At 60.9% G+C, this 18,891-nt stretch carries 14 protein-coding genes and 1 riboswitch; of the genes, 11 read left to right on the top strand and 3 right to left on the bottom strand.

All coding sequences use genetic code 11. The annotated features are described in order from the left end of the window. Positions 1–22: 22 nt before the first annotated feature. The 5 genes from G5149_RS16220 (at position 23) to cbl (ending at position 4,756) form a co-directional block, all read left to right on the top strand. The gene (locus tag G5149_RS16220) at positions 23–598 is read left to right on the top strand and encodes an RBBP9/YdeN family alpha/beta hydrolase (protein ID WP_058058574.1); all 576 of its coding nucleotides are present in this window, start codon (positions 23–25) and stop codon (positions 596–598) included. A gap of 271 nt (positions 599–869) precedes the next feature. Further along, positions 870–1,709 (top strand): sulfate ABC transporter permease subunit CysT, encoded by an 840-nt coding sequence (gene cysT / locus G5149_RS16215; protein ID WP_040067348.1) that lies wholly within the window; start codon positions 870–872, stop codon positions 1,707–1,709. Next, positions 1,706–2,596: a sulfate ABC transporter permease subunit CysW gene (gene cysW, locus G5149_RS16210; protein ID WP_421212985.1), complete on the top strand. Its 891-nt coding sequence runs from the start codon at positions 1,706–1,708 to the stop codon at positions 2,594–2,596. Before cysT ends, cysW begins: the two co-directional genes overlap by 4 nt. Before the next feature lie 22 nt (positions 2,597–2,618). After that, complete coding sequence (locus G5149_RS16205) at positions 2,619–3,686, top strand: sulfate/molybdate ABC transporter ATP-binding protein (protein WP_139441229.1); 1,068 nt, start codon at positions 2,619–2,621, stop codon at positions 3,684–3,686. A gap of 122 nt (positions 3,687–3,808) precedes the next feature. Continuing rightward, positions 3,809–4,756, top strand: coding sequence for an HTH-type transcriptional regulator Cbl (gene cbl, locus G5149_RS16200; RefSeq protein ID WP_216979557.1), 948 nt, complete (start codon positions 3,809–3,811; stop codon positions 4,754–4,756). A gap of 58 nt (positions 4,757–4,814) precedes the next feature. Here cbl and gbpA read toward each other — a convergent pair whose 3' ends face one another. Further along, on the bottom strand, positions 4,815–6,236 hold the full coding sequence (gbpA, locus tag G5149_RS16195) for an N-acetylglucosamine-binding protein GbpA (protein ID WP_421212983.1): 1,422 nt from the start codon (positions 6,234–6,236) through the stop codon (positions 4,815–4,817). A gap of 65 nt (positions 6,237–6,301) precedes the next feature. After that, positions 6,302–6,387: riboswitch (cyclic di-GMP riboswitch) on the bottom strand. Positions 6,388–6,651: 264 nt separating this feature from the next. Beyond that, positions 6,652–8,334 carry a methyl-accepting chemotaxis protein gene (locus G5149_RS16190; RefSeq protein WP_421212981.1) on the bottom strand — a complete coding sequence of 561 codons (1,683 nt, stop codon included), beginning with the start codon at positions 8,332–8,334 and terminating at the stop codon, positions 6,652–6,654. Between the two features lie 272 nt (positions 8,335–8,606). Between G5149_RS16190 and G5149_RS16185 the strand changes: the two genes are divergently transcribed. From G5149_RS16185 to G5149_RS16165, 5 genes are all read left to right on the top strand, one after another. Beyond that, positions 8,607–10,436 carry a M3 family metallopeptidase gene (locus G5149_RS16185; RefSeq protein ID WP_421212979.1) on the top strand — a complete coding sequence of 610 codons (1,830 nt, stop codon included), beginning with the start codon at positions 8,607–8,609 and terminating at the stop codon, positions 10,434–10,436. 590 nt (positions 10,437–11,026) lie between these two features. Then, positions 11,027–13,411: a poly-beta-1,6 N-acetyl-D-glucosamine export porin PgaA gene (gene pgaA, locus G5149_RS16180; protein ID WP_421212978.1), complete on the top strand. Its 2,385-nt coding sequence runs from the start codon at positions 11,027–11,029 to the stop codon at positions 13,409–13,411. Further along, a complete protein-coding gene (gene pgaB, locus G5149_RS16175; protein WP_421212977.1) occupies positions 13,411–15,369 on the top strand; it encodes a poly-beta-1,6-N-acetyl-D-glucosamine N-deacetylase PgaB in 1,959 nt (652 codons plus the stop codon). The genes pgaA and pgaB overlap by 1 nt, the downstream gene beginning before the upstream one ends. Then, positions 15,366–16,616, top strand: coding sequence for a poly-beta-1,6-N-acetyl-D-glucosamine synthase (gene pgaC, locus G5149_RS16170; RefSeq protein WP_005343075.1), 1,251 nt, complete (start codon positions 15,366–15,368; stop codon positions 16,614–16,616). Before pgaB ends, pgaC begins: the two co-directional genes overlap by 4 nt. Continuing rightward, positions 16,603–16,917 carry a hypothetical protein gene (locus G5149_RS16165; RefSeq protein ID WP_005343076.1) on the top strand — a complete coding sequence of 105 codons (315 nt, stop codon included), beginning with the start codon at positions 16,603–16,605 and terminating at the stop codon, positions 16,915–16,917. Before pgaC ends, G5149_RS16165 begins: the two co-directional genes overlap by 14 nt. A gap of 146 nt (positions 16,918–17,063) precedes the next feature. Here G5149_RS16165 and G5149_RS16160 read toward each other — a convergent pair whose 3' ends face one another. Continuing rightward, a complete protein-coding gene (locus tag G5149_RS16160) occupies positions 17,064–17,237 on the bottom strand; it encodes a hypothetical protein (protein ID WP_421212975.1) in 174 nt (57 codons plus the stop codon). A 344-nt stretch (positions 17,238–17,581) separates the two neighbouring features. On the opposite strand from G5149_RS16160, the gene G5149_RS16155 reads away from it, so the two are divergent. Then, positions 17,582–18,880 carry a ferredoxin reductase family protein gene (locus G5149_RS16155; RefSeq protein WP_337073650.1) on the top strand — a complete coding sequence of 433 codons (1,299 nt, stop codon included), beginning with the start codon at positions 17,582–17,584 and terminating at the stop codon, positions 18,878–18,880. The last annotated feature ends 11 nt before the right edge of the window (positions 18,881–18,891 follow it).

Raw genomic sequence — 18,891 nt, 5'->3', positions numbered from 1 at the left:
GCCAGCCGATAGGAGCACCAAGATGAACAAGATCCTCCTGGTTCCCGGTCTGCACAACAGTGGGCCGGATCACTGGCAGAGCCGCTGGCACGATCATTTTCCCCAATGGCAGCGGATGACCGGGCTACCGTGGGACAAGCCGGACCTCAGGGTCTGGAGTGCCAAGCTGGCGAGCAAGCTGAAACGTCGCCGCAGCCGGGTCCATCTGGTGGCCCACTCTTTCGGCGCCCTGACCGCCATCGCGGCGGCCCGCTTGCAGCCGGAGAAGGTGGCCTCGATCTTTCTGGTGGCGCCCGCCGATCCCGCCCGTTTTGGCATTGCGGATGAGGCCTTGGCCGGGCCGCTGCAGGTGTCTGCCCAGCTTGTGGCCAGCCGCAACGATCCCTGGATGAGCTTTGAACGGGCCGAGTACTGGAGCCGTCAGTGGCAGGTGCCGTTGTTCGATGCCGGTGAGGCGGGCCATATCAATGCCCAGTCCGGTCATGGGGATTGGCATCAGGGGCTGCATTTGCTGGGGGCACTCTACCGCCGTGGTGAGCTGGTAGTGGCACCGGTCAAGACCGCATCGCCCCGGCCGGTCGTACTGGGCTTTCGCTAGGTATCTGTGAAGTGGTTGGAGGGTTGGCGAGCGCGCTGTTCGCTGGCTACTCCATGCCCCCGTTCTTTGAATGCTCCGCTCCGTATTGCTCCATTTCTTAGGTCTTTTATTTATATAAAAGACCTTTTTTTATTTGGAGTGCCCCAAGAGCCTTGTGACTCTGCGGTTAGACAAAAAAGTGATTAGCAAAGTCGCAATTGATGTTTGTTGCCGATGAGGGGAGTGCGCAGAATCACCATATCGAAAATTCTTCATAACAGATGGATGTGTTATGCGATTTGGTTCTTATTCTGTCCTGCCCGGTTTTGGTCCCACCTTGGGGTTCAGCCTGCTCTATCTGGGCCTGCTGGTGCTGTTGCCGCTCTCGGCGCTGGTACTGTTTGCGATCAACAACCTGACCGCCGCCGAGTTCTGGCAGGTGATCGGTTCACCCCGGGTGCTTGCCTCCTTTCGCCTGAGCTTCGGTGCGGCCTTTGTCGCGGCGCTGCTCAACAGCCTGTTTGGCCTGATCCTGGCCTGGATCCTGGTGCGCTACACCTTCCCCGGTCGTCGTCTGGTGGATGCGTTGATCGACCTGCCATTCGCCATGCCGACCGCCGTTTCCGGCATCGCCCTGTGCGCCATCTTCGCCCCCAACGGCTGGATCGGCCAGTTGCTGGCGCCGCTCGGCATCCAGCTCGCCTATAACCCCATTGGGGTGGTGATTGCCCTCACCTTTATCGGATTGCCGTTTGTGGTGCGTACCCTGCAGCCGGTGCTGCGGGAGGCTGAAACCGAGCAAGAGGAGGCGGCCGCCAGCCTCGGCGCCGATCGCTGGCAGACCTTTCTGCGGGTGCTCTGGCCGACCCTGGTGCCTGCCCTGCTCACCGGTTTTGCGCTGGCGTTTGCCCGTGGGGTGGGGGAGTACGGCTCCGTCATCTTCATCGCCGGCAACCTGCCGATGGTCTCGGAAATCGCGCCGCTGATGATCATGAGCCACCTGGAGGAGTATGACTACGCCGGTGCCTCCGCCATCGCCGTGGTGATGCTGCTGATTTCGTTCATTTTGTTACTGCTAATCAACAAGTTGCAGGCCTGGAGCTGGTCTCGCATCGGAGGGAGCCGGATATGAGTTCATCTGCTATCGCCATTGAGGCGGCCTCTGTGGAGGCGACCCCCGCTCGCAAGGCGCCGGTCGTGATCCGTGAACCCCAGTGGGTCAAGTGGCTGCTCATCACAGTCGGTTTGGGCTGGTTTGCCGCCCTGTTGCTGCTGCCGTTGGCTACCGTCTTTATTCAGGCGCTGACGCCGGGGCTCGCCTTCTTCTGGCACGCCATCAGCGAGCCGGATGCCCTGAGTGCCCTCGGTCTGACAGCACTGGTGACGCTCTGCGCCGTCCCACTTAATCTGCTGTTCGGGATTGCTGCGGCCTGGGCCATCGCCCGCTTCCGTTTCCCCGGTCGGCAGCTGCTCATCACCATCATCGATCTGCCCTTCTCGGTGTCGCCGGTGATCGCCGGTCTGATGCTGGTGTTGATGTTCGGCAGCCGCGGCTGGTTTGGTGACTGGCTGAGCGAGCACGACATCAAGATCATCTTCGCCACCCCGGGGATCATCCTGGCCACCACCTTCATTACCGTGCCCTTCGTGGTGCGCGAGCTGCTGCCCCAGATGGAGGCGCGCGGCCCGGAAGAGGAAGAAGCCGCCATCATGCTGGGGGCGAGCGGTCTGCAGATGTTCTGGCGCGTCACCCTGCCCGGCATTCGCTGGAGCCTGATGTATGGCCTGCTGCTCTGTACCGCCCGCGCGGTCGGGGAGTTTGGCGCCGTGTCGGTGGTCTCCGGCCATATTCGCAGCCAGACCAATACCCTGCCGCTGCATATCGAGATCCTCTACAACGAGTACCAGACCGGCGCCGCCTTTGCAGTGGCAAGCCTCTTGGCTCTGTTCGGGATCTTTACCCTGCTGGGGGAAACCCTGTTGGCCCGGCTGCGTGCCCAGCCCACCAAATCTCACTGATCACCGTTTTAAAGAGGCAGCCATGAGCATTCAGGTTCAACAACTCAACAAGCATTTCAATCAGTACGCGGCGCTGGCAGACATCAACCTCGACTTTCATGACGGTGAGCTGGTGGCGCTGCTCGGCCCCTCCGGTTGCGGCAAGACCACCCTGCTGCGGATCATCGCCGGGCTGGAACAGGCCGACTCTGGCCACGTCATCATCCGTGGCGAGGATGCCTCGGATCTCCATGTGCGCGAGCGCAACGTCGGCTTCGTGTTCCAGCACTATGCCCTGTTTCGCCATATGACGGTGTTTGAGAACGTGGCGTTTGGTCTTAGAGTCAAACCGCGCAGCGAGCGCCCGGCCGAGGCGGCCATTCGCGCCCGGGTCAAGGAGCTGCTGGATCTGGTGCAGCTCAGCCATGTGGCCGAGCGCTATCCGACCCAGCTCTCCGGCGGTCAGCGTCAGCGGGTCGCGCTGGCTCGCGCGCTGGCGGTGCAGCCCAAGGTACTGCTCTTGGACGAGCCCTTCGGTGCCCTCGATGCGCAGGTGCGCAAGGAGCTGCGTCGCTGGCTGCGCGAGCTGCACGACGAGCTGCACGTCACCAGTCTGTTCGTGACTCACGATCAGGAAGAGGCGCTGGAGGTAGCGGATCGGGTGGTGCTGATGAATGCCGGACGGGTCGAGCAGATCGGCACCCCGGCCGAGGTCTACGACCAGCCCGCCAGCTCCTTCGTCCACAGCTTCCTCGGCAGTGTGAACCAGTTCCGCGGTCGGGTGGCGGAGCAGGGATTCGGTGTCGGCGAGCAGCTGCTCGGCGGGCCGTCGGCTTCCCATCTGGCTCACGGCAGTGCCGCCATCGCCTATGTCCGCCCCCATGAACTGGAGATCTTGCCAGCCGATGCACCGGGCGGGATCCGTGCCACCATCACCCGTCTATTGCCCATGGGGCCACGCATTCGGGTGGAGCTGCGTGGCGATGGCGAAACGAAAGGGGCCCACTATGAGGCGGAGCTGAGCAAGGAGGCGGCCAAGCAGTTTGCCCCGGGACAGGGGGTGAAGCTGGTGGCCAGACAGGCGCAGTTCTATCCCGACTATCAGATTTGATGCTGTGTTGCGGGCGGTGTGGCCGCCCGGTTCTGGCTGTCAGCCGGGCATGATCCGGCCAAATAACAAAAATGAGAGGGGCGAGCAGATTGTGTCGCCCACTCTTCGCAGGAGGCGACAAGGTGAATTTCCAGCAGTTACGTATTATCCGGGAGGCAGCGCGGCGGGATTACAACCTGACCGAGGTAGCCAATGCCCTTTTTACCTCGCAATCTGGGGTGAGTCGCCATATCCGCGAGCTGGAAGAGGAGCTCGGTATCGAGCTCTTTATCCGCTACGGTAAGCGGCTGCTCGGTATGACCGAGCCTGGCAAGGAGCTGCTGGTGATTGCCGAGCGCATTCTCAATGACGCCAACAACATCCGCAAACTGGCCAGCACCTTTGCCAACCGCGACTCGGGCCGCTTGCTGGTGGCGACCACCCATACCCAGGCCCGCTATGCCCTGCCGCGGGTGGTGAAGGCGTTTCGCGAGCAGTTTCCGCTGGTGCAGCTGGAGCTGCGTCAGGGCAGCCCGGAGGAGATAGTGCGGCTGGTGCAGAGCGGCGAGGTGGATATCGGCATCAGCAGCGAGCAGCTCGACAAAAGCGAAGGGGTAGTGGCATTCCCCTACTACCGCTGGCACCACAATATCGTGGTGCCCGAGCAACATCCGCTTACTGGCGAGCGGGATCTGACGCTGGCGGCGCTGGCCAACTGGCCCATCGTCACCTATCAAGCCGGGTTGACCGGGCGGGTGCGGGTGGATGAGGCGTTTGCTGCGGCTGGCATCGAGCCGCAGATCCTGCTGACGGCGCAGGACTCCGATGTCATCAAGACCTATGTCGAGCTGGAGATGGGGGTCGGCATACTGGCTGATATGGCGTTCGACGCCCAGCGTGATCAGGGGCTGGTACAGCTCGACGGCAGCCATCTGTTTGCCCCCCACACCGCCTGGATTGGCCTCAAGCAGGGGCAGTTCCAGCACAACTTTGCCTGGCAGTTTATCCAGCTCTGCAACCCCGAGCTGGCGCTGGCGGATATTCAGGCCCGCGCCATGGGCAGCGAGCCCGCCCTCGACTTCCAGATTTGAATGAGAAGAGATAGCAAAAGGGGTGCCATTGGCTCCCCTTCTGCTATCCGGTGGCGAGTTACTTCACTTCATCCCACGCCATCTGCCAGTGGGAGCCGATGCCCGGCTCGTACTGGGTGGCTGTGGTGGTCCACTGCTGGCAGTAGCCGCTGTAGGGGAAGGGCTTGCACTGATAGACCTTGCCATTTTTCGGCTGCTGCACCTTGGTGCTGGCGGTGTAGGACTTGATGTTGTTCGGGAAGACGAAGTCGTATTCGCCGCTGCTCTGATCCTTGAACATCAGATCCATGGTCTGCTGGATGGTCTCGCCGCCCGCTTTCGGGGTGGCCTTGATCACCAGCTGGTGGTGACCTGCCTTGAGCCCTTCCAGCGCCATGGTGAAGGTGTGGCTGCTGTCCTTGATGTCGGCACTGCTTTCACCTTTGGCCACGCCGCCGTGGTCATAGAGGGTGTTGGAGACGACCAGATCGCCCTGTGCGGTGACGGTGAAATCGAGGGTTGTCTTGCCGTTGTCCAGCACATAGTCGCTGGCCAGACCGCTGACGCTGATGCTGTCCACTACCGGCGGTTGCAGCTGTTGCAGGTCAATCTCGACTCGATCCAGTTTGCTGTCTCTATGCAGATAGACGGGGTTCATGCCGTAGACCGGATTGAACTGGCCATCGGCTCCTTGCTGACCGGCGCGGATCAGGCTTTGCTCGGCGTTGATTTTGCTGGCGAGGGCATGGGCCCAGCTGTTCTTCTGGCCCTGCTCGGCGGTGGTGATGGTCAGCACGGTCTGCAGCTCGGGGCGCTCGCCGTTGGCATCGAATACCCGGGTCATCGCCTTGTCACCCACTGCGAGGTCGATGGAGGGGTAGATGGTGCCGGACTGGCTCCACTCCAGCGGCGGCTGGCTGCCATCTTTGAACTTGGCATCGATGATGTTGTAGAAGCTGTTGCTGGTGTCGCCCACTTCCCACACGCCGAGGATCACCTGATAACCGGTGCGCTCCGGCAGGATACAGTTATGGGTCACCTGCTTGGGCGGCTGCACCATGTTGCCGTCGATGACGCAGAAGGGATTAAGGTCAAACGAGGCGCGGGTGAGCGGCTGGTTGGGGTTCCAGTCCTGCTTGGTGAGGTAGTAGCGCCAGTTGCGGGTGACGTGGTTGGCGGTGAATGTCCAGCTGATGGCGAAGGGGCCGGGCTGTACTTCACGTTTGGTCCAGCGGTCGCTGGTCTGGATGTTCAGCTCGCTCCAGCGCGGGCTGCCCGCCGAGGCGATTTGACCATCCTGCGGGCCGCTCTGCGGGAAGCCGGAAGGGCCCTCCACGCTCTGGGGTTCCCACTGCACGCCGCCACACTGGCTGTTGCCGCCGGTTTTGCACAGATAGTTGCGGCTCTCTGGCTGGCTGATGTAGCCGTGGGCCAGGGCGCTGCCGCTGGCCAGCAGAGCCAGCACCGCTGCGATGTGATTGAGTTGGATTTTTGCTGCCATACATTCCTCTGTTCGACAGATGTGGGCAGTCAGTTGGCCTGGGGATTCCCCGATACACACTTGCGTGTGGCAACCCCGCTATCCTGGACAAAACGTCTGTAGACCGGAGGCTTTGCGTCCCGACCTTTCGGTCAGTTTGCCAAATGACTAGATGATTAGTGATGGGCCAAATGTTCGGCCATCAGCATTGTGCACTGCATTGATTAATTATTTGAAGTTAAATGTTTAAATGCACCGTTCAACGGCACATTGCTCATTCTAACTGACTGTTTTTAAATTGTTCTCTTATCTGTGAATGGCGTCGAATGCCGTTGAATATGCCGATAAGATGCATGCTGATTGCGTGTTGGCGGCGTAAAAAAACCTGCCAGCTTGGCTGGCAGGTCGGGTGACAAGGCGACACAGGTTGACGCCATCAATGACGGGCGCGCTGCTCGCCGGAGGGGAGAGACAGGGGCGCCATCATCGGCGCAGTGGAGGACTCCTTGCCCAGTTTGAACACCGCAAGCCGCTCATCCAGGCTGCGGGAGAGACCGGCCAGCAGCTCGCTCTCCTGCGCCAGTTGCGAGGCGGACTGGGACATCTCCAGCGCCGAGTCATTGATGCCGCTGACATTGCGGTTCATATCCTCGGCCACCATGCTCTGCTGCTCGGCGGCGGTGGCGATCTGGGTGGCCATGTCGCTTACATGCTGGATGTGGTTGACGATCAGGGTGAGATCCTGCCCCGCCTGCTGGGACTGGTTGACGCTGCTCTCCGCCAGTTTGCGGCTGGTATCCATGGCGTTGGCGGCGGTGACGGCCCGTTGCTGCAGCTGGGCGATGGTGCTCTGGATCTCTTCGGTGGACTGGCGGGTACGACTGGCCAGCTGGCGCACTTCGTCGGCGACCACGGCAAAGCCACGTCCCTGCTCTCCTGCACGGGCTGCTTCTATGGCGGCGTTGAGCGCCAGCAGATTGGTCTGATCCGAGATTGAGCTGATAACGGCGGTCACTTCACTGATCTGCATCACCCCCTCTTTGAGCTGGTTGACCTGCAGAGTGGCCTGCTCCACTTCGGTTGCCAACGCCTTGATGCCATGCACACTGGCGTGAACGTCGCGGTTGCCGAGCCCGGCTTCACCTGTCGCTTCCTGGGTATCCCGCGCGGTATTTTCGGCGTGCCCGGCCACATCGGAGATGGTGGCGCTCATCTCGTTCATGGCGGTGGCGAGCTGGGCCAGTTGATCCCGCTGGCTGGTCACCGCCTGATTGGTCTGCTCGGCAGAAGCGGCGATGCGCAAGGCGGCATCCGCCACATTGCGAGCCCCCTGGCTTGCCTCCAGCAGGGCGTGGCGGATGGCGTCAAGACTCTGGTTGGTGCAACGGGCAACAACACCCAGCTCATCCTTGCCCTGTACCGGGATGCTCACCACCAAATCCCCCTTGGCGACCCGTTGCATGGCGTGGTTGATCTGGCTGAGGGGGGAGACGATGGAGCGGGTGATGCGCCAGCCCAGCAGCCCCATCAGCAGGATCACGATGGCGGTAGCGGTACCCATCTTCATGTACTGGGCCCAGATGGTCTGCTGAATATCCTGCAGCAGCATGCCGGAGCCGAGGATCCAGCCCCAGGGTTGATAGCCGGAGACCATGGAGAGTTTGTCAGCGGTTTCGCCCGACGGGCCAGTCCAGACATATTGCAGGGTCCCATGCTTGCCCCCCTTGGCGATATCCACCATCTGATACCAGAACTGCCCGGCGGTGGCAGCGCCCCCTTCGCCCATTTTCTGACCGATCAGTTCGGGGCGGATGGGGTGAACTACCATAGTGCGGTTCTCGTCGATGACAAACAGGTAGTTGTTGCCATCAAAGCGGGTGTTGGTCAGCAGTTTACGCGCCTCCTGCTGGGCCTGTTCCATGGGCAGGGTGCTGGCCAGAAACTGGATCTGGCTCATGGCCTGGTCCAGCACGGCATTGAGCCGTGCCTCTCGCTCGCTCATCAGATTTCGCTGGAGCGCATTGGCCGAGATGAGCAGCAGCGAGACAAAACCGACAAACGCCAACGTGAGCAGCAAGATCAATTTGCGGCTCACGGTGATATCACCGAGCTTGAACATGATTAAACCCTCGTTATCCCGTTTTATGGTGGCTCTGTACCGCTGCAGCCAGTTCGTCAAAGTTAACAACTCATTTACTTTCAGCCGTTTGCCGACCGTTTCTGATGAGCGTTTGAACAACAGTATAGCCAGCAGACAGCGCTCCCCATTTTTTGGTAGCGTGTTCATGCGCATCCCTGCGCAATTTTTGCCAAAGAGTGTGAATCATTTGGCATTTCACTAAAAAAAGGAGTGGGCCCCGCTGCGGGTGACCCCATCACAAGAGGGAATTTATGAGTTCCATTGCCAGGAATTACTTCAACCAACTCAACGCCGATTATCTGCAGGTACACAGGTGCAAAGAGGATCTTTTCTGGTCCACTTATATGGGCACCAGCGACGATCAGGCCGGTTTTACCGCGGCCGAGCAAGCCTACAAGGCTTTTTGTGCCAATCCTGCCCGTCTGCCCGAATTGCGGGAGATGCTGGCGCAGGCCGAAGAGGATGATCTCAAACGCGGCCTGCGGGGCTGGCTCGCCTTCTTCGAGTGCAATGTGATTGAAGATCCCACCGCTGCCGCCCTGATGGATGAGCTGGTGGCCGCCGAAGCTGAGCTGTTTGCCCGCCGCCGCGAGCTGAAACTGACACTGCTGGATGAGCAGGGCCAACGGGTCGCGGGTAGCCTGCCCGCCGCCAGCACCTCCCTTGCAGCCAGCCCGAGCGAGGCTGTGCGCCAAAGCGCACTCGCCATGTTCTACACCCTGGAGCAGTGGGTGGTCAGCAACGGTTTTCTCGAGGTAGTGGCGATCCGTAACCGCTTTGCCCGCGCCATGGGCTATCGCAATTACTTCGACTACAAGGTGCGCAAGAACGAACAGATGAGCCCGGATCAGCTGTTCGTCATCCTCGATGACTTTATTGCTCGCACCGACGCCCGGCTGCAGAAAAGCCTTGCCGAGCTGAAAGCGGCCAAGGGGGAGGCGGCCCTGCTGCCCCATAACCTGCGCTACGCCATCAGTGGTGATGTAACCCGCCAGCTCGATCCTTATGTGCCCTTCTCGCGGGCGCTGAAGGATTGGGTCGAGAGCTTCCGTCGTCTCGGCATCCAGTATCGTGGGGCGACCCTGACGCTGGATTTGTTGACCCGGGAGGGGAAATACGAGAACGGCTTCTGCCACGGCCCGGTGCCGAGCTTCTTCCAGCAGGGGGAGTGGGTGCCGGCGGTGGTCAACTTCACCAGCCTGGCTGATCCGGCGCAGGTGGGCAGCGGCTGGAGCGGCCTCAACACCCTGTTCCACGAGGGGGGCCACGCCGCGCACTTTGCCAATGTCACCGGCAACGCGCCCTGCTTCTCACAGGAGTTTCCGCCCACTTCCATGGCCTATGCCGAGACCCAGTCGATGTTCTGCGACAGCCTGCTGGACGATGCCGACTGGCTGAAACGTTACGCCAGAAATACTGAGGGAGAGGCGATCCCCGACGCGCTTATCAAGGAGATGATCGCTGCACGCCAGCCGTTTCGTGCTTTCAACGAGCGCCAGATTGCGCTGGTGGCCTACTTCGAGCGGGATCTCTACGCCATGGATGATGCCGAACGAACTACGGATGCCGTGCTGGCGCTGGCCCGCCAGTGGGAGCGCAAGATTGTCGGGGTGGCGAGCCCGCGCCCGTTGCTGGCCATCCCGCACCTCCTGAATCAGGAGTCGGCCTGTGCCTATCACGGATACCTGTTGGCACTGATGGCAGTGGAGCAGACCCGTGCTTACTTCCTCAAGCGTGATGGCTACCTCACTGACAACCCGCGTATCGGACCGGATCTGGCCGCCCATTACTGGGGACTGGGCAACGGCATGACTCACGATGAGACGTTGCGCAGTCTGACCGGCGAGGGGTTCAGCGCGGTACCGCTGGCTGAGGCATGCAACATGAGTGCTGCTGAAGCGTGGCAACAGGCGCAAGCCTGCATGGCCGCGGCCCAGCAACGCCCTGCGGCTGGTGAGGGCACCCCGCTCGATGCCCATATCCGGGTGGTCCACGGCGCAGAGCTTATCGCCGACAACAGCGAGTCGGAAACTCGCATGTTGGCCGACTTCGAGGCATGGATCGTCAACCATTACCAATAAGCGCCTGTCGCGTAATATACACAGCTCCCGCATCGAGGGCGGGAGCTGTGCTGTGTATGGCTGTTTATTGTCGCAAGCGTGGTAGGCGCTATCGTTTTATGGGGAAGTTCGCGACATAAATTGTCGCTTTGTCGATTGAAACCATATTTTATCCATCAAATATGTATTCGTATGAACATGAATATGAATTGCAGGCTACAAGATAGTGGACTCCTTGAGCCCCGCTCTTTTCATCTTTTTGTTAATAGTGTTTTTTGTGGTCATCTTTGTGCATAAAGATTGTTCCACTCACCTATTTGATATCTATTCTCATCTTATCGGGTTGACTAAATTGTCCACAACTGCAAAATCGCCTCCCTTGCCACCCCCGATGTGAGTCGGGTTCGGAAAGCTTCAGATCTCTTCCCCCCGAGATGGCTGGGCCGCACATAGGAAAGGTGCTGGCCTGTTCATGCCCGCCTTTCACCCTCGAAATCAGCACACACGTCAGGAAGTTCTCTTGTTATCCAGCAGGAGCGGACGGGTGTGGATATCCGTATGGCCGTGCAGGGACGATATGACCAGCGTTTGTTATGGGTGGTATGTTGCGAATGAATCGCATCTTTTTGATGTTGGCGCTGTTACCCCTGCTGGTGTGCGCCAGTGAGATAGACAGGGCTCGCGAAGCCTGGGTGCTCAAGGCCCGAGCCGGGGAGCTGGATGGTGCGGCGTATGGGCTGGATGCCCTCTATCGGCAGAGTGGTGATGGCAAAGTGCTTGATGACTTGATAGCCGTGCAGTTGTGGCGTGGCGACCGCAAGGGGGCGCTGGCCGCCTGCGAGCCGTGCGAGTTCAGTCCCATCAGCAACATCACGCTGGAAGGGGTGGCCCGTGCCGCCCGTGACGAGAAGCGTTATTCCGAGGCGATCAGCTATTACCGCATCCTGCAGGGGCGTGATCCTGCCAACCGCAATGGTTGGCTCGGACTGTTTCTCACCGCCAGCGATCAGGGAAACCGCGAGCTGGCCCGCCGCGCAGCGGCTGACTATGAAGCACGTTTTGGCCGCGATCAGGCGATCCTTGATGCCCGTATCTATGCCGCCCGTCAGAGTGAAGATCCCATGGGCGAGCTGCTGGCTCGCCAGCAGTGGCTGGAGCTGGAACCGGATAATCACGAGCAGGTATTGGCACTTTATCGGGTAGCCGTGAGTCTGGGGGCGGGTCCTGCCGCTGCGGAGTTGATGGGCCGTTATCCCGAATTGTTCAAACCGGTCGACCGGCTCTGGCTCGACTACTACCAGGCGGTCAATCTACTGCGGATCTCGGCCCAGACCGAGGATCCGGCGCTGGCCCGTCGCTCCCTTACCCGTACGCTGGCGCTGCAGGACAGGATCTTGGCACGTGCGCCACACGATCATGTGCTCTACACCAGTGTTCGCCGCGATGTAGTGGTGACGCTGGTGGCCCTGGGCGATTTTTTCCGGGCCGAGCAGGAGTCCGCCGCGCTGCAGGCCGAGGGGCCATTGCCTGACTATGTGCTGGAGGCGCGCGCCGATGCGCTGGCCGGGTTGGGACGGGTGGATGAGGCCTCCGTGATTTACCAACAACTGGCGACCCCGGCGCGAGCCAACGACAAGCGGCTGCTGGAGAAGCGCTTCTACGCCTATTCGGATGGCGAACGTTATGGCGCGGCACAGGGGCTGTTGGCTGGTTGGCAGGAGCCGCCGACTCGCTGGGATTTCACCGGCAACATGCGCATGGCCAACGACGACTACGAAAAGGTATTGCAGCTGAAAACCCTGCTGCAGGCCTGGCGTGGTGAGGCGGGTGCAGCAGAGAAACAGCTGGAAGTGTGGTTGCAAACCGCGCCAGCCAACCCCTGGCTCTGGCTGCAACTGGGGGATATTCGGCGCTGGCGGGGTCATTCCGACGAGGCCGAGCAGGCCTATGAACAGGCGGTGCGCTGGCTGCCAGCCGAACGTGCTGTGCTGGCCGAGCCCGGTCGCCTCAACGCCCGGCTCGACAGGGGCGACTGGCAGGGCACGCCGCAGGCCGTGCGTGCCCTTGGCAACCTGACCCGCGATCGTCAGGAGTTGCAGCAGCGGCTGACCCTGGAACAGGCCCCGCAGTTTGTCACCGACCTGACCCATGGTCGCAATGAAGGGGGCTCGGTACAGGCCAGCCGTGACTGGAGCTACGACAGCCGCCTTTACAGCGCTCGCACTGATGGTGGCGATCGGCTGTTTGTCCGTCGTCAGGGTAGCTTTGGCGAGTTCGATCTGCAGCCCGAACGTGCCGCCTATACCGGGCTGGGGGCCGAGATCTTTTTCTACCCGCTGCAACTGACGCTGGAGGGGGGCACGGGCAGCGAGCTCAACCACAAAGGCTATCTGTGGAGTCGCATCGACTGGCGGCTGGACGATCGCTGGACGTTGGGTACAGCCATCAACCTCAACAGTGCCGACACCCCGCTGCGGGCATTGGCGCGCGGCAACTACGCCGATCAATACCAGCTTGATCTGGGGTGGCGTCAGGACGAGACCCGCGAAGGGGCGCTGCGGTTGGAACGGATGGATATCAGCGATGGCAACCGGCGGCTGAGTGTCTCCGGCTGGCTGCGTCAGGATCTCTGGCGTCGTGATCGCTGGTGGTTCGATACCACCTTGCGCGGGGCCACTTCTCGCAACGAGGTGGTAGACGTCGACTACTTCAACCCCCTGCAGGATCGCAATCTGGAGCTGGAGCTGGCGGGGCGCTATCGGCTGCCGCTGGATGGGCGTCGCTTCCTGCTGCAGAGCCTGATCATGAGTGGCAACCACTATTGGCAGCAGGGCTATGGCAGCGATCAGGGGTGGCAGCTCAGCTACCGCCACGACTGGATCCTCTCTCCCGCCCTCAGCCTGGGTTATGGCCTGGGCCGCCGTCAGGCCATTTATGACGGTAACTCGGAGTTCGGAAATTTCATCTTCGCCAATCTGCAATGGAGTTTCATGTGATGAGACGCTGGCTTGCTTCTTTTGTTTTGCTGCTTGCACTGTTGCCTTCGCTGACACAGGCGGCTCGGCACCCCGATGACTATGTGGTGCTCTGCTACCACGATATCGTCGACCTGAAATTGACCCCTAATCTCAAGCTTTACCCCCAGACCATCCGGCGCGACACCCTGATCCGCCACTTCAACTGGATCAAACAGCAGGGCTATCACCCGGTCAGCTTCCAGCAGATCCTGGATGCCAAAGCGGGTAAAGCACCACTGCCAGAGAAGGCGATCCTGCTCAGTTTCGACGATGGCTATGAGAGCTTCTACCGGCTGGTCTATCCGTTGCTCAAGCTCTACAACTACCCGGCGGTCTTTGCGCTGGTGGGCAGCTGGCTGGACGTAGCCGATGACCAGATGGTCCCGTACGGCAATGACAAGCTGCCACGCAGCTACTTCGTGAGCTGGCCGCAGGTCCGCGAGATGCAGGACTCCGGGTTGGTGGAGTTGGCCTCCCACACCTTCACCTCCCACTACGGGCTACTCGCCAACCCGCAGGGCAACGTGCAGCCGGCGGTCACAACCGCAGGCTGGAGCCAGCGTGGCTACGAGAGCATGGCCGACTATCGGGCGCGGATTAAGGCTGATTTCGACGCATCGGCCCATCAGCTCAGGGAGCAGACCGGTCGGGCACCACGGATCCTGGTCTGGCCCTACGGCGCCTTCAACCAGGCTGCGCTGGAACTGGCCGGGGCCGCCGGGATGCCCTACACCTTCACGCTGGCGGAAGGGCTCAACAAGCTGAGTGACTCTGGCAACACGGTACGCCGCTACCTGCTGGAGGAGGACACCAGCCTCGAAACTCTGGACGAGATCATGGGGGGCAATACCTGGGAGCGGCAGGTGGAGCGCTTGGTGCATGTGGATCTCGACTATGTCTACGACAAGGACCCGCAGCAGATGAACAAGAACATCGATATGCTGCTGGACCGGATCAAGGGTTACGGCATCACCACCGTCTATCTGCAGGCCTATGCCGATGACAACGGTGACGGGGTGGCGGAGGCGCTCTACTTCCCCAACCGCCATATGCCGGTCAAGGCGGATCTCTTCAACCGGGTGGCCTGGCAGCTGAAGACCCGGGCCGGGGTCAAGGTGTTCGCCTGGATGCCGGTGATGGCCTACGACATGGGTCCGAACCACGCTTATGTTACCGACAGTCGTACCGGTGCCCCGGCCAAGGGACAGTATCTGCGCCTGTCGCCATGGGATCCTGCCAGCCGTCAGCTGCTGCTGGATATCTACGAGGATCTCGGTTTTTACACCAAGTTCGACGGTCTGCTGTTCCATGACGATGCCTTCCTCAGCGACTACGAGGGGCCGATGCCGCTGGCGCGCACTCCGGATGCGCTACAGGCGCAAGGGGAGCAGAAGACCGATCTGCTTATCGAGTTCACCATGGCGCTGCGCGATGCAGCAGCCCGTTATCGGCAGGGGGGAGCCGACGGGCTCAAGACTGCCCGCAACATCTATGCGGCACTGGTGACCGAGCCGCAATCCCAACAGTGGTTTGCCCAGAGCATGGCTGCGTTTGCCAAGGCCTATGACTACACCGCAGTGATGGCGATGCCCTATATGGAGCAGGCGGAAAACCCCGATGAGTGGCTGGCCAAGCTGGCGGAGGATTCGCTGGCACAGGTGCCGGCCAATCGACTGGTGTTCGAACTGCAGAGTCGCAACTGGCGTACCGATCAACCCATCCCCGATGCCGAGCTGGCCCGCTGGATGGAAATCATTCAGCGCAAGGGGGTAACCAACTTTGGCTACTACCCGGATGATTTTCACAACAACCAGCCGGATCCGGTGGTGCTCAAGCCGGTCTTTTCGGTGCAGACCCAGCCCCAGCCGACTCGGTTGCCGGTCACCTCGGTCTCTGGCCATGTCGCCACGGCTAGCCATGGGGAGGCGATACGGTGAAGGATTTTCTCGAAGGGATAGCCATCTTTACTCTGGCTTATCCCAGTCTGATGGCAATGGTGTGGGTCTGTGGCGGTCTCTATTACTACTTCCAGTGGGAGCGGCGTGATATCGCGCTGGCAAAACGTGGATTGGTACTTCCCTATTACCCCAGGGTGACCCTGATGGTGCCTTGCTACAACGAGGGGGCCAATGTCGAGGAGACCATCGGTCACTTGCTGCGTCAGCGTTATCCCGATTTCGAGGTGCTGGCCATCAACGATGGCAGCAAGGATGACACCGGCGCGCGGCTGGATCGGCTGGCGCAGCAGGATCCGCGTCTGACGGTGCTCCATCAGCACAACCAGGGCAAGGCGATGGCGCTCAACAACGGGCTGGCGATTGCCAGCGGGGAGATCCTGGTTGGCATCGACGGGGATGCGGTGCTGGACTATGACGCGGTGCGCTGGATGGTGAAGCACTTCATCGAGAGCCCGAGGGTCGGGGCGGTCACCGGCAATCCGCGGGTACGCACCCGCTCCACCATTATCGGCAAGATCCAGACTGGCGAGTTCAGTTCCATTATCGGACTCATCAAGCGGGCCCAGCGGATCTACGGCACCGTCTTCACCGTCTCCGGGGTGGTGGTGGCCTTTCGCAAGCAGGCAGTCGAAGCCGTCGGTGGCTGGAGCAATGACATGGTGACCGAGGACATCGATATCAGCTGGAAGCTGCAGCTGGCGGGCTGGCTCATCCACTATCAGCCGCAGGCACTCTGCTGGGTACTGATGCCCGAGACGGTGCGTGGTCTCTACAAGCAGCGGTTGCGCTGGGCTCAGGGAGGGGCCGAAGTGTTTCTGCGTTACGGGTTGCAGGCAATGCGCTGGCGCAATCGCCGTTTCTGGCTACTACTGCTGGAGTATCTCTCCAGCGTTGCCTGGTGCTACAGCATGTTGCTGCTTGCGCTGGTCTGGCTCATTGAGCCGGACCTGAGCGGGCTGGCGGTGGGTCACCTGTTCCAGTGGACCGGGGTGATGATGACCGCGATTTGTCTGCTGCAGTTCGGGGTCAGCATCTTTATCGATAACCACTATGACAAGAGCATGGCTCGCAGCTTTATCTGGTGCGTCTGGTATCCGCTCATCTACTGGCTGCTCAATCTGGTGACCGTGGTAGTAGCCGTGCCTAGGGCGATCCTGCGTCGTCGTGGCCAGCTGGCCGTGTGGGAAAGTCCTGATAGGGGAGAGTCGTTCCGTGACAAAACATAAGCTGGCGAAAGAGATGATCATCAGCAACGGCACCCGGCGTAGCTGGAAGTACCGACTACGAGATCTGCTGATCCTGTTGGTGACCTGGGGGGGGTGGCTGTTTCTGGCATTGCAACCCTGGCTCAACTATCTGGAGACGGATGAGAACGAGAGCTTTATTGGCTCACTCGATGCTGCCGAGGTGGGACAACTGTTTCTGGTCCTGCTGTTTGGTATCTTCCTGCTGATCCACTCCTGGGCCAAATACAACAAACTGCTGCACCGACTGATGGGCAAGCGCACGGCCTCGAAAGCACCGTGAGCATGAGCGGCCAGCCGACCCCTCATGCTGTAAAAATGATCGCTTGCTGCTTTAAGGGCAATGCATTTCTCCTGCGCGGGTGTCCCACTGCGGTGTCACTCACGGCAGGGCCGTTTTCTGCTGTTTTCCGTTTTGCACCTGCTCTGTCATTCATCAATGACTTTATTTCCACAATGTTCGCAGATGGCATGTCGTTCAAAGCGATCCATGTTGGCCAGAAAGGGGCCCGCAGCCCAACCGGTAATGAAATCCTTGATAAAGGCTTTGCGCTTTTGCTCCGGTGTCGGCTGCTGGCCAAAAGATTTGTCGACCAGCACCACGACATGGCTGGTTTCGCACTGACAGCTTGGGCAGAAGCGTCTTTCGTTAGAGGTAAGCAACGGGTTCTCCTTGTCCGTGGTCGGTCGGGGTGGTCTGTGCTGCCACCGCAGCCATTAATTATCCCCATTTGATTCCCTTTGCCAGCAGAGTGTCAACCACCCTTCTGATGAACAGGGAGCAGCCCGATTGAGCAGGGGGTCTCCGGAGCCCTCTGTTGTTGCTGTTTGTCACACATTGCCACACAAGCTTCTCCCTGTGGCAAAGTCTTGTGACCGGCTGGCTGTGTAATGGCGCCATCAGCAGGTAGATGAGGTCCTGCAGCGATGTAACCAGGGGGGATGTTATGACGGGCAAACGGGTGTGGTGGCTGCTGCCACTGCTGGCGGTTGGGGTCTGGTGGCTGGGTTATGCGGGGGACGCCAACGGGGTGTGGCCCTGGCGTCATGAGATGTTGCTGCTGACCGGCCTGCTGGGGATGGCCTATATGGCCATTTCGCTGTTGCTGGCGTTACGCTTGCCGCAGCTGGAAGTGTGGTGTGGTGGTCTGGATCGGATGTTGCGATTGCACCGCCAGACGGCCGTCGGCGGCGCATTGGTACTGACTGCCCACTGGCTGCTGGTGGAGGTGCCCAAGTGGGCGGTCTCTGCAGGCTGGCTGAGTCGTCCCGCCCGGCGTGGGGCCAGCGCTGCCGAAGTGGGTGCCGGAGCAGGCAATGGCATCTCGCTCCATGCCCTTGGCAATACCCTGGGTGAGTGGAGTTTCTATCTGCTGATCGCGCTGGTGGTGCTGAGTTTGCTGGCACTGGTGAGTTATGGCCGTTTTCGACTGATCCACCGGCTGGCCCCGCTCATCTATCTGGCGGGCTGGTGTCACGGGCTCTGCCTGCTGCCTCAGATTGGGGCCATGACCCCGGTGGGGGTATCGATCTGGTTTGTCGGTGGGCTGGGAGCTATCGGGGCCCTCTACTCCCTGCTGGGACAAGTGGGAGCGCGGGAGCGCCATCCCGGCCGGGTCATTGCGGTGCGGGCGCTGGCGGATCACACCTGCGAGCTGACCATGCAACTGGAGCGGCCGCTCGCCCATTACCGCCCGGGTCAGTTTGCCTTCTTCGAATTTGATGCCAAGGAGGGGGCGCACCCCTTTACCCTGGTGCGGGTGTCGGCGGATCGGCGCCAGTTGGTGATCGCGGTGCGGGCGCTCGGGGATCATACCCGTCAGCTGGTGGCAGAGGCGCGCGTCGGGGATGGAGTGGTGGTGACCGGCCCCTATGGTGCTTTTGTCGCCCCGCAGGGAGGAGGGCGAGCCCTCTGGCTGGGTGCCGGGATCGGCATCACCCCGTTTGTCGCCTGGCTGGAGGGGCTGGCTGCCCGTGGGGAGCACGGCGAGGGGATCACCCTGATCCAGTGCGCGCCGGATCTGGTGGGGGCTGTCTACCACCAGCGGTTGGCCGAGCTCTGTCATCGCACCGGCGTTCGCTATCAGCTGCATCTGGACAAGGCAGCCGGGCGACTGGATATGGACCGCATCGCGCAAGATGCGCCCGAGCAGGTGTGGTTTTGCGGGCCGGAGGGGATGGCAGATGCCCTGGCCCGGTTGTTGCCGGACAGGCATCTGCATCGCGAGCTGTTTCGCTTTCGCTGAGCTCGATGGGT

The sequence above is a fragment of the Aeromonas sp. 600479 genome (assembly GCF_049175515.1).
Lineage (GTDB): Bacteria > Pseudomonadota > Gammaproteobacteria > Enterobacterales > Aeromonadaceae > Aeromonas > Aeromonas veronii_A.
The sequence above is the reverse complement of the archived record's forward strand: the minus strand, read 5'-3'. Positions and strand labels throughout refer to the sequence as shown.

Bases quoted from the DNA above. Each gene is read 5' to 3' on its own strand.
- G5149_RS16220 (WP_058058574.1), top strand. From the start codon at position 23: ATGAACAAGATCCTCCTGGTTCCCGGTCTGCACAACAGTGGGCCGGAT.
- cysT (WP_040067348.1), top strand. From the start codon at position 870: ATGCGATTTGGTTCTTATTCTGTCCTGCCCGGTTTTGGTCCCACCTTG.
- cysW (WP_421212985.1), top strand. From the start codon at position 1,706: ATGAGTTCATCTGCTATCGCCATTGAGGCGGCCTCTGTGGAGGCGACC.
- G5149_RS16205 (WP_139441229.1), top strand. From the start codon at position 2,619: ATGAGCATTCAGGTTCAACAACTCAACAAGCATTTCAATCAGTACGCG.
- gbpA (WP_421212983.1), bottom strand. From the start codon at position 6,236: ATGGCAGCAAAAATCCAACTCAATCACATCGCAGCGGTGCTGGCTCTG.
- G5149_RS16190 (WP_421212981.1), bottom strand. From the start codon at position 8,334: ATGTTCAAGCTCGGTGATATCACCGTGAGCCGCAAATTGATCTTGCTG.
- G5149_RS16185 (WP_421212979.1), top strand. From the start codon at position 8,607: ATGAGTTCCATTGCCAGGAATTACTTCAACCAACTCAACGCCGATTAT.
- pgaA (WP_421212978.1), top strand. From the start codon at position 11,027: ATGAATCGCATCTTTTTGATGTTGGCGCTGTTACCCCTGCTGGTGTGC.
- pgaB (WP_421212977.1), top strand. From the start codon at position 13,411: ATGAGACGCTGGCTTGCTTCTTTTGTTTTGCTGCTTGCACTGTTGCCT.
- G5149_RS16155 (WP_337073650.1), top strand. From the start codon at position 17,582: ATGACGGGCAAACGGGTGTGGTGGCTGCTGCCACTGCTGGCGGTTGGG.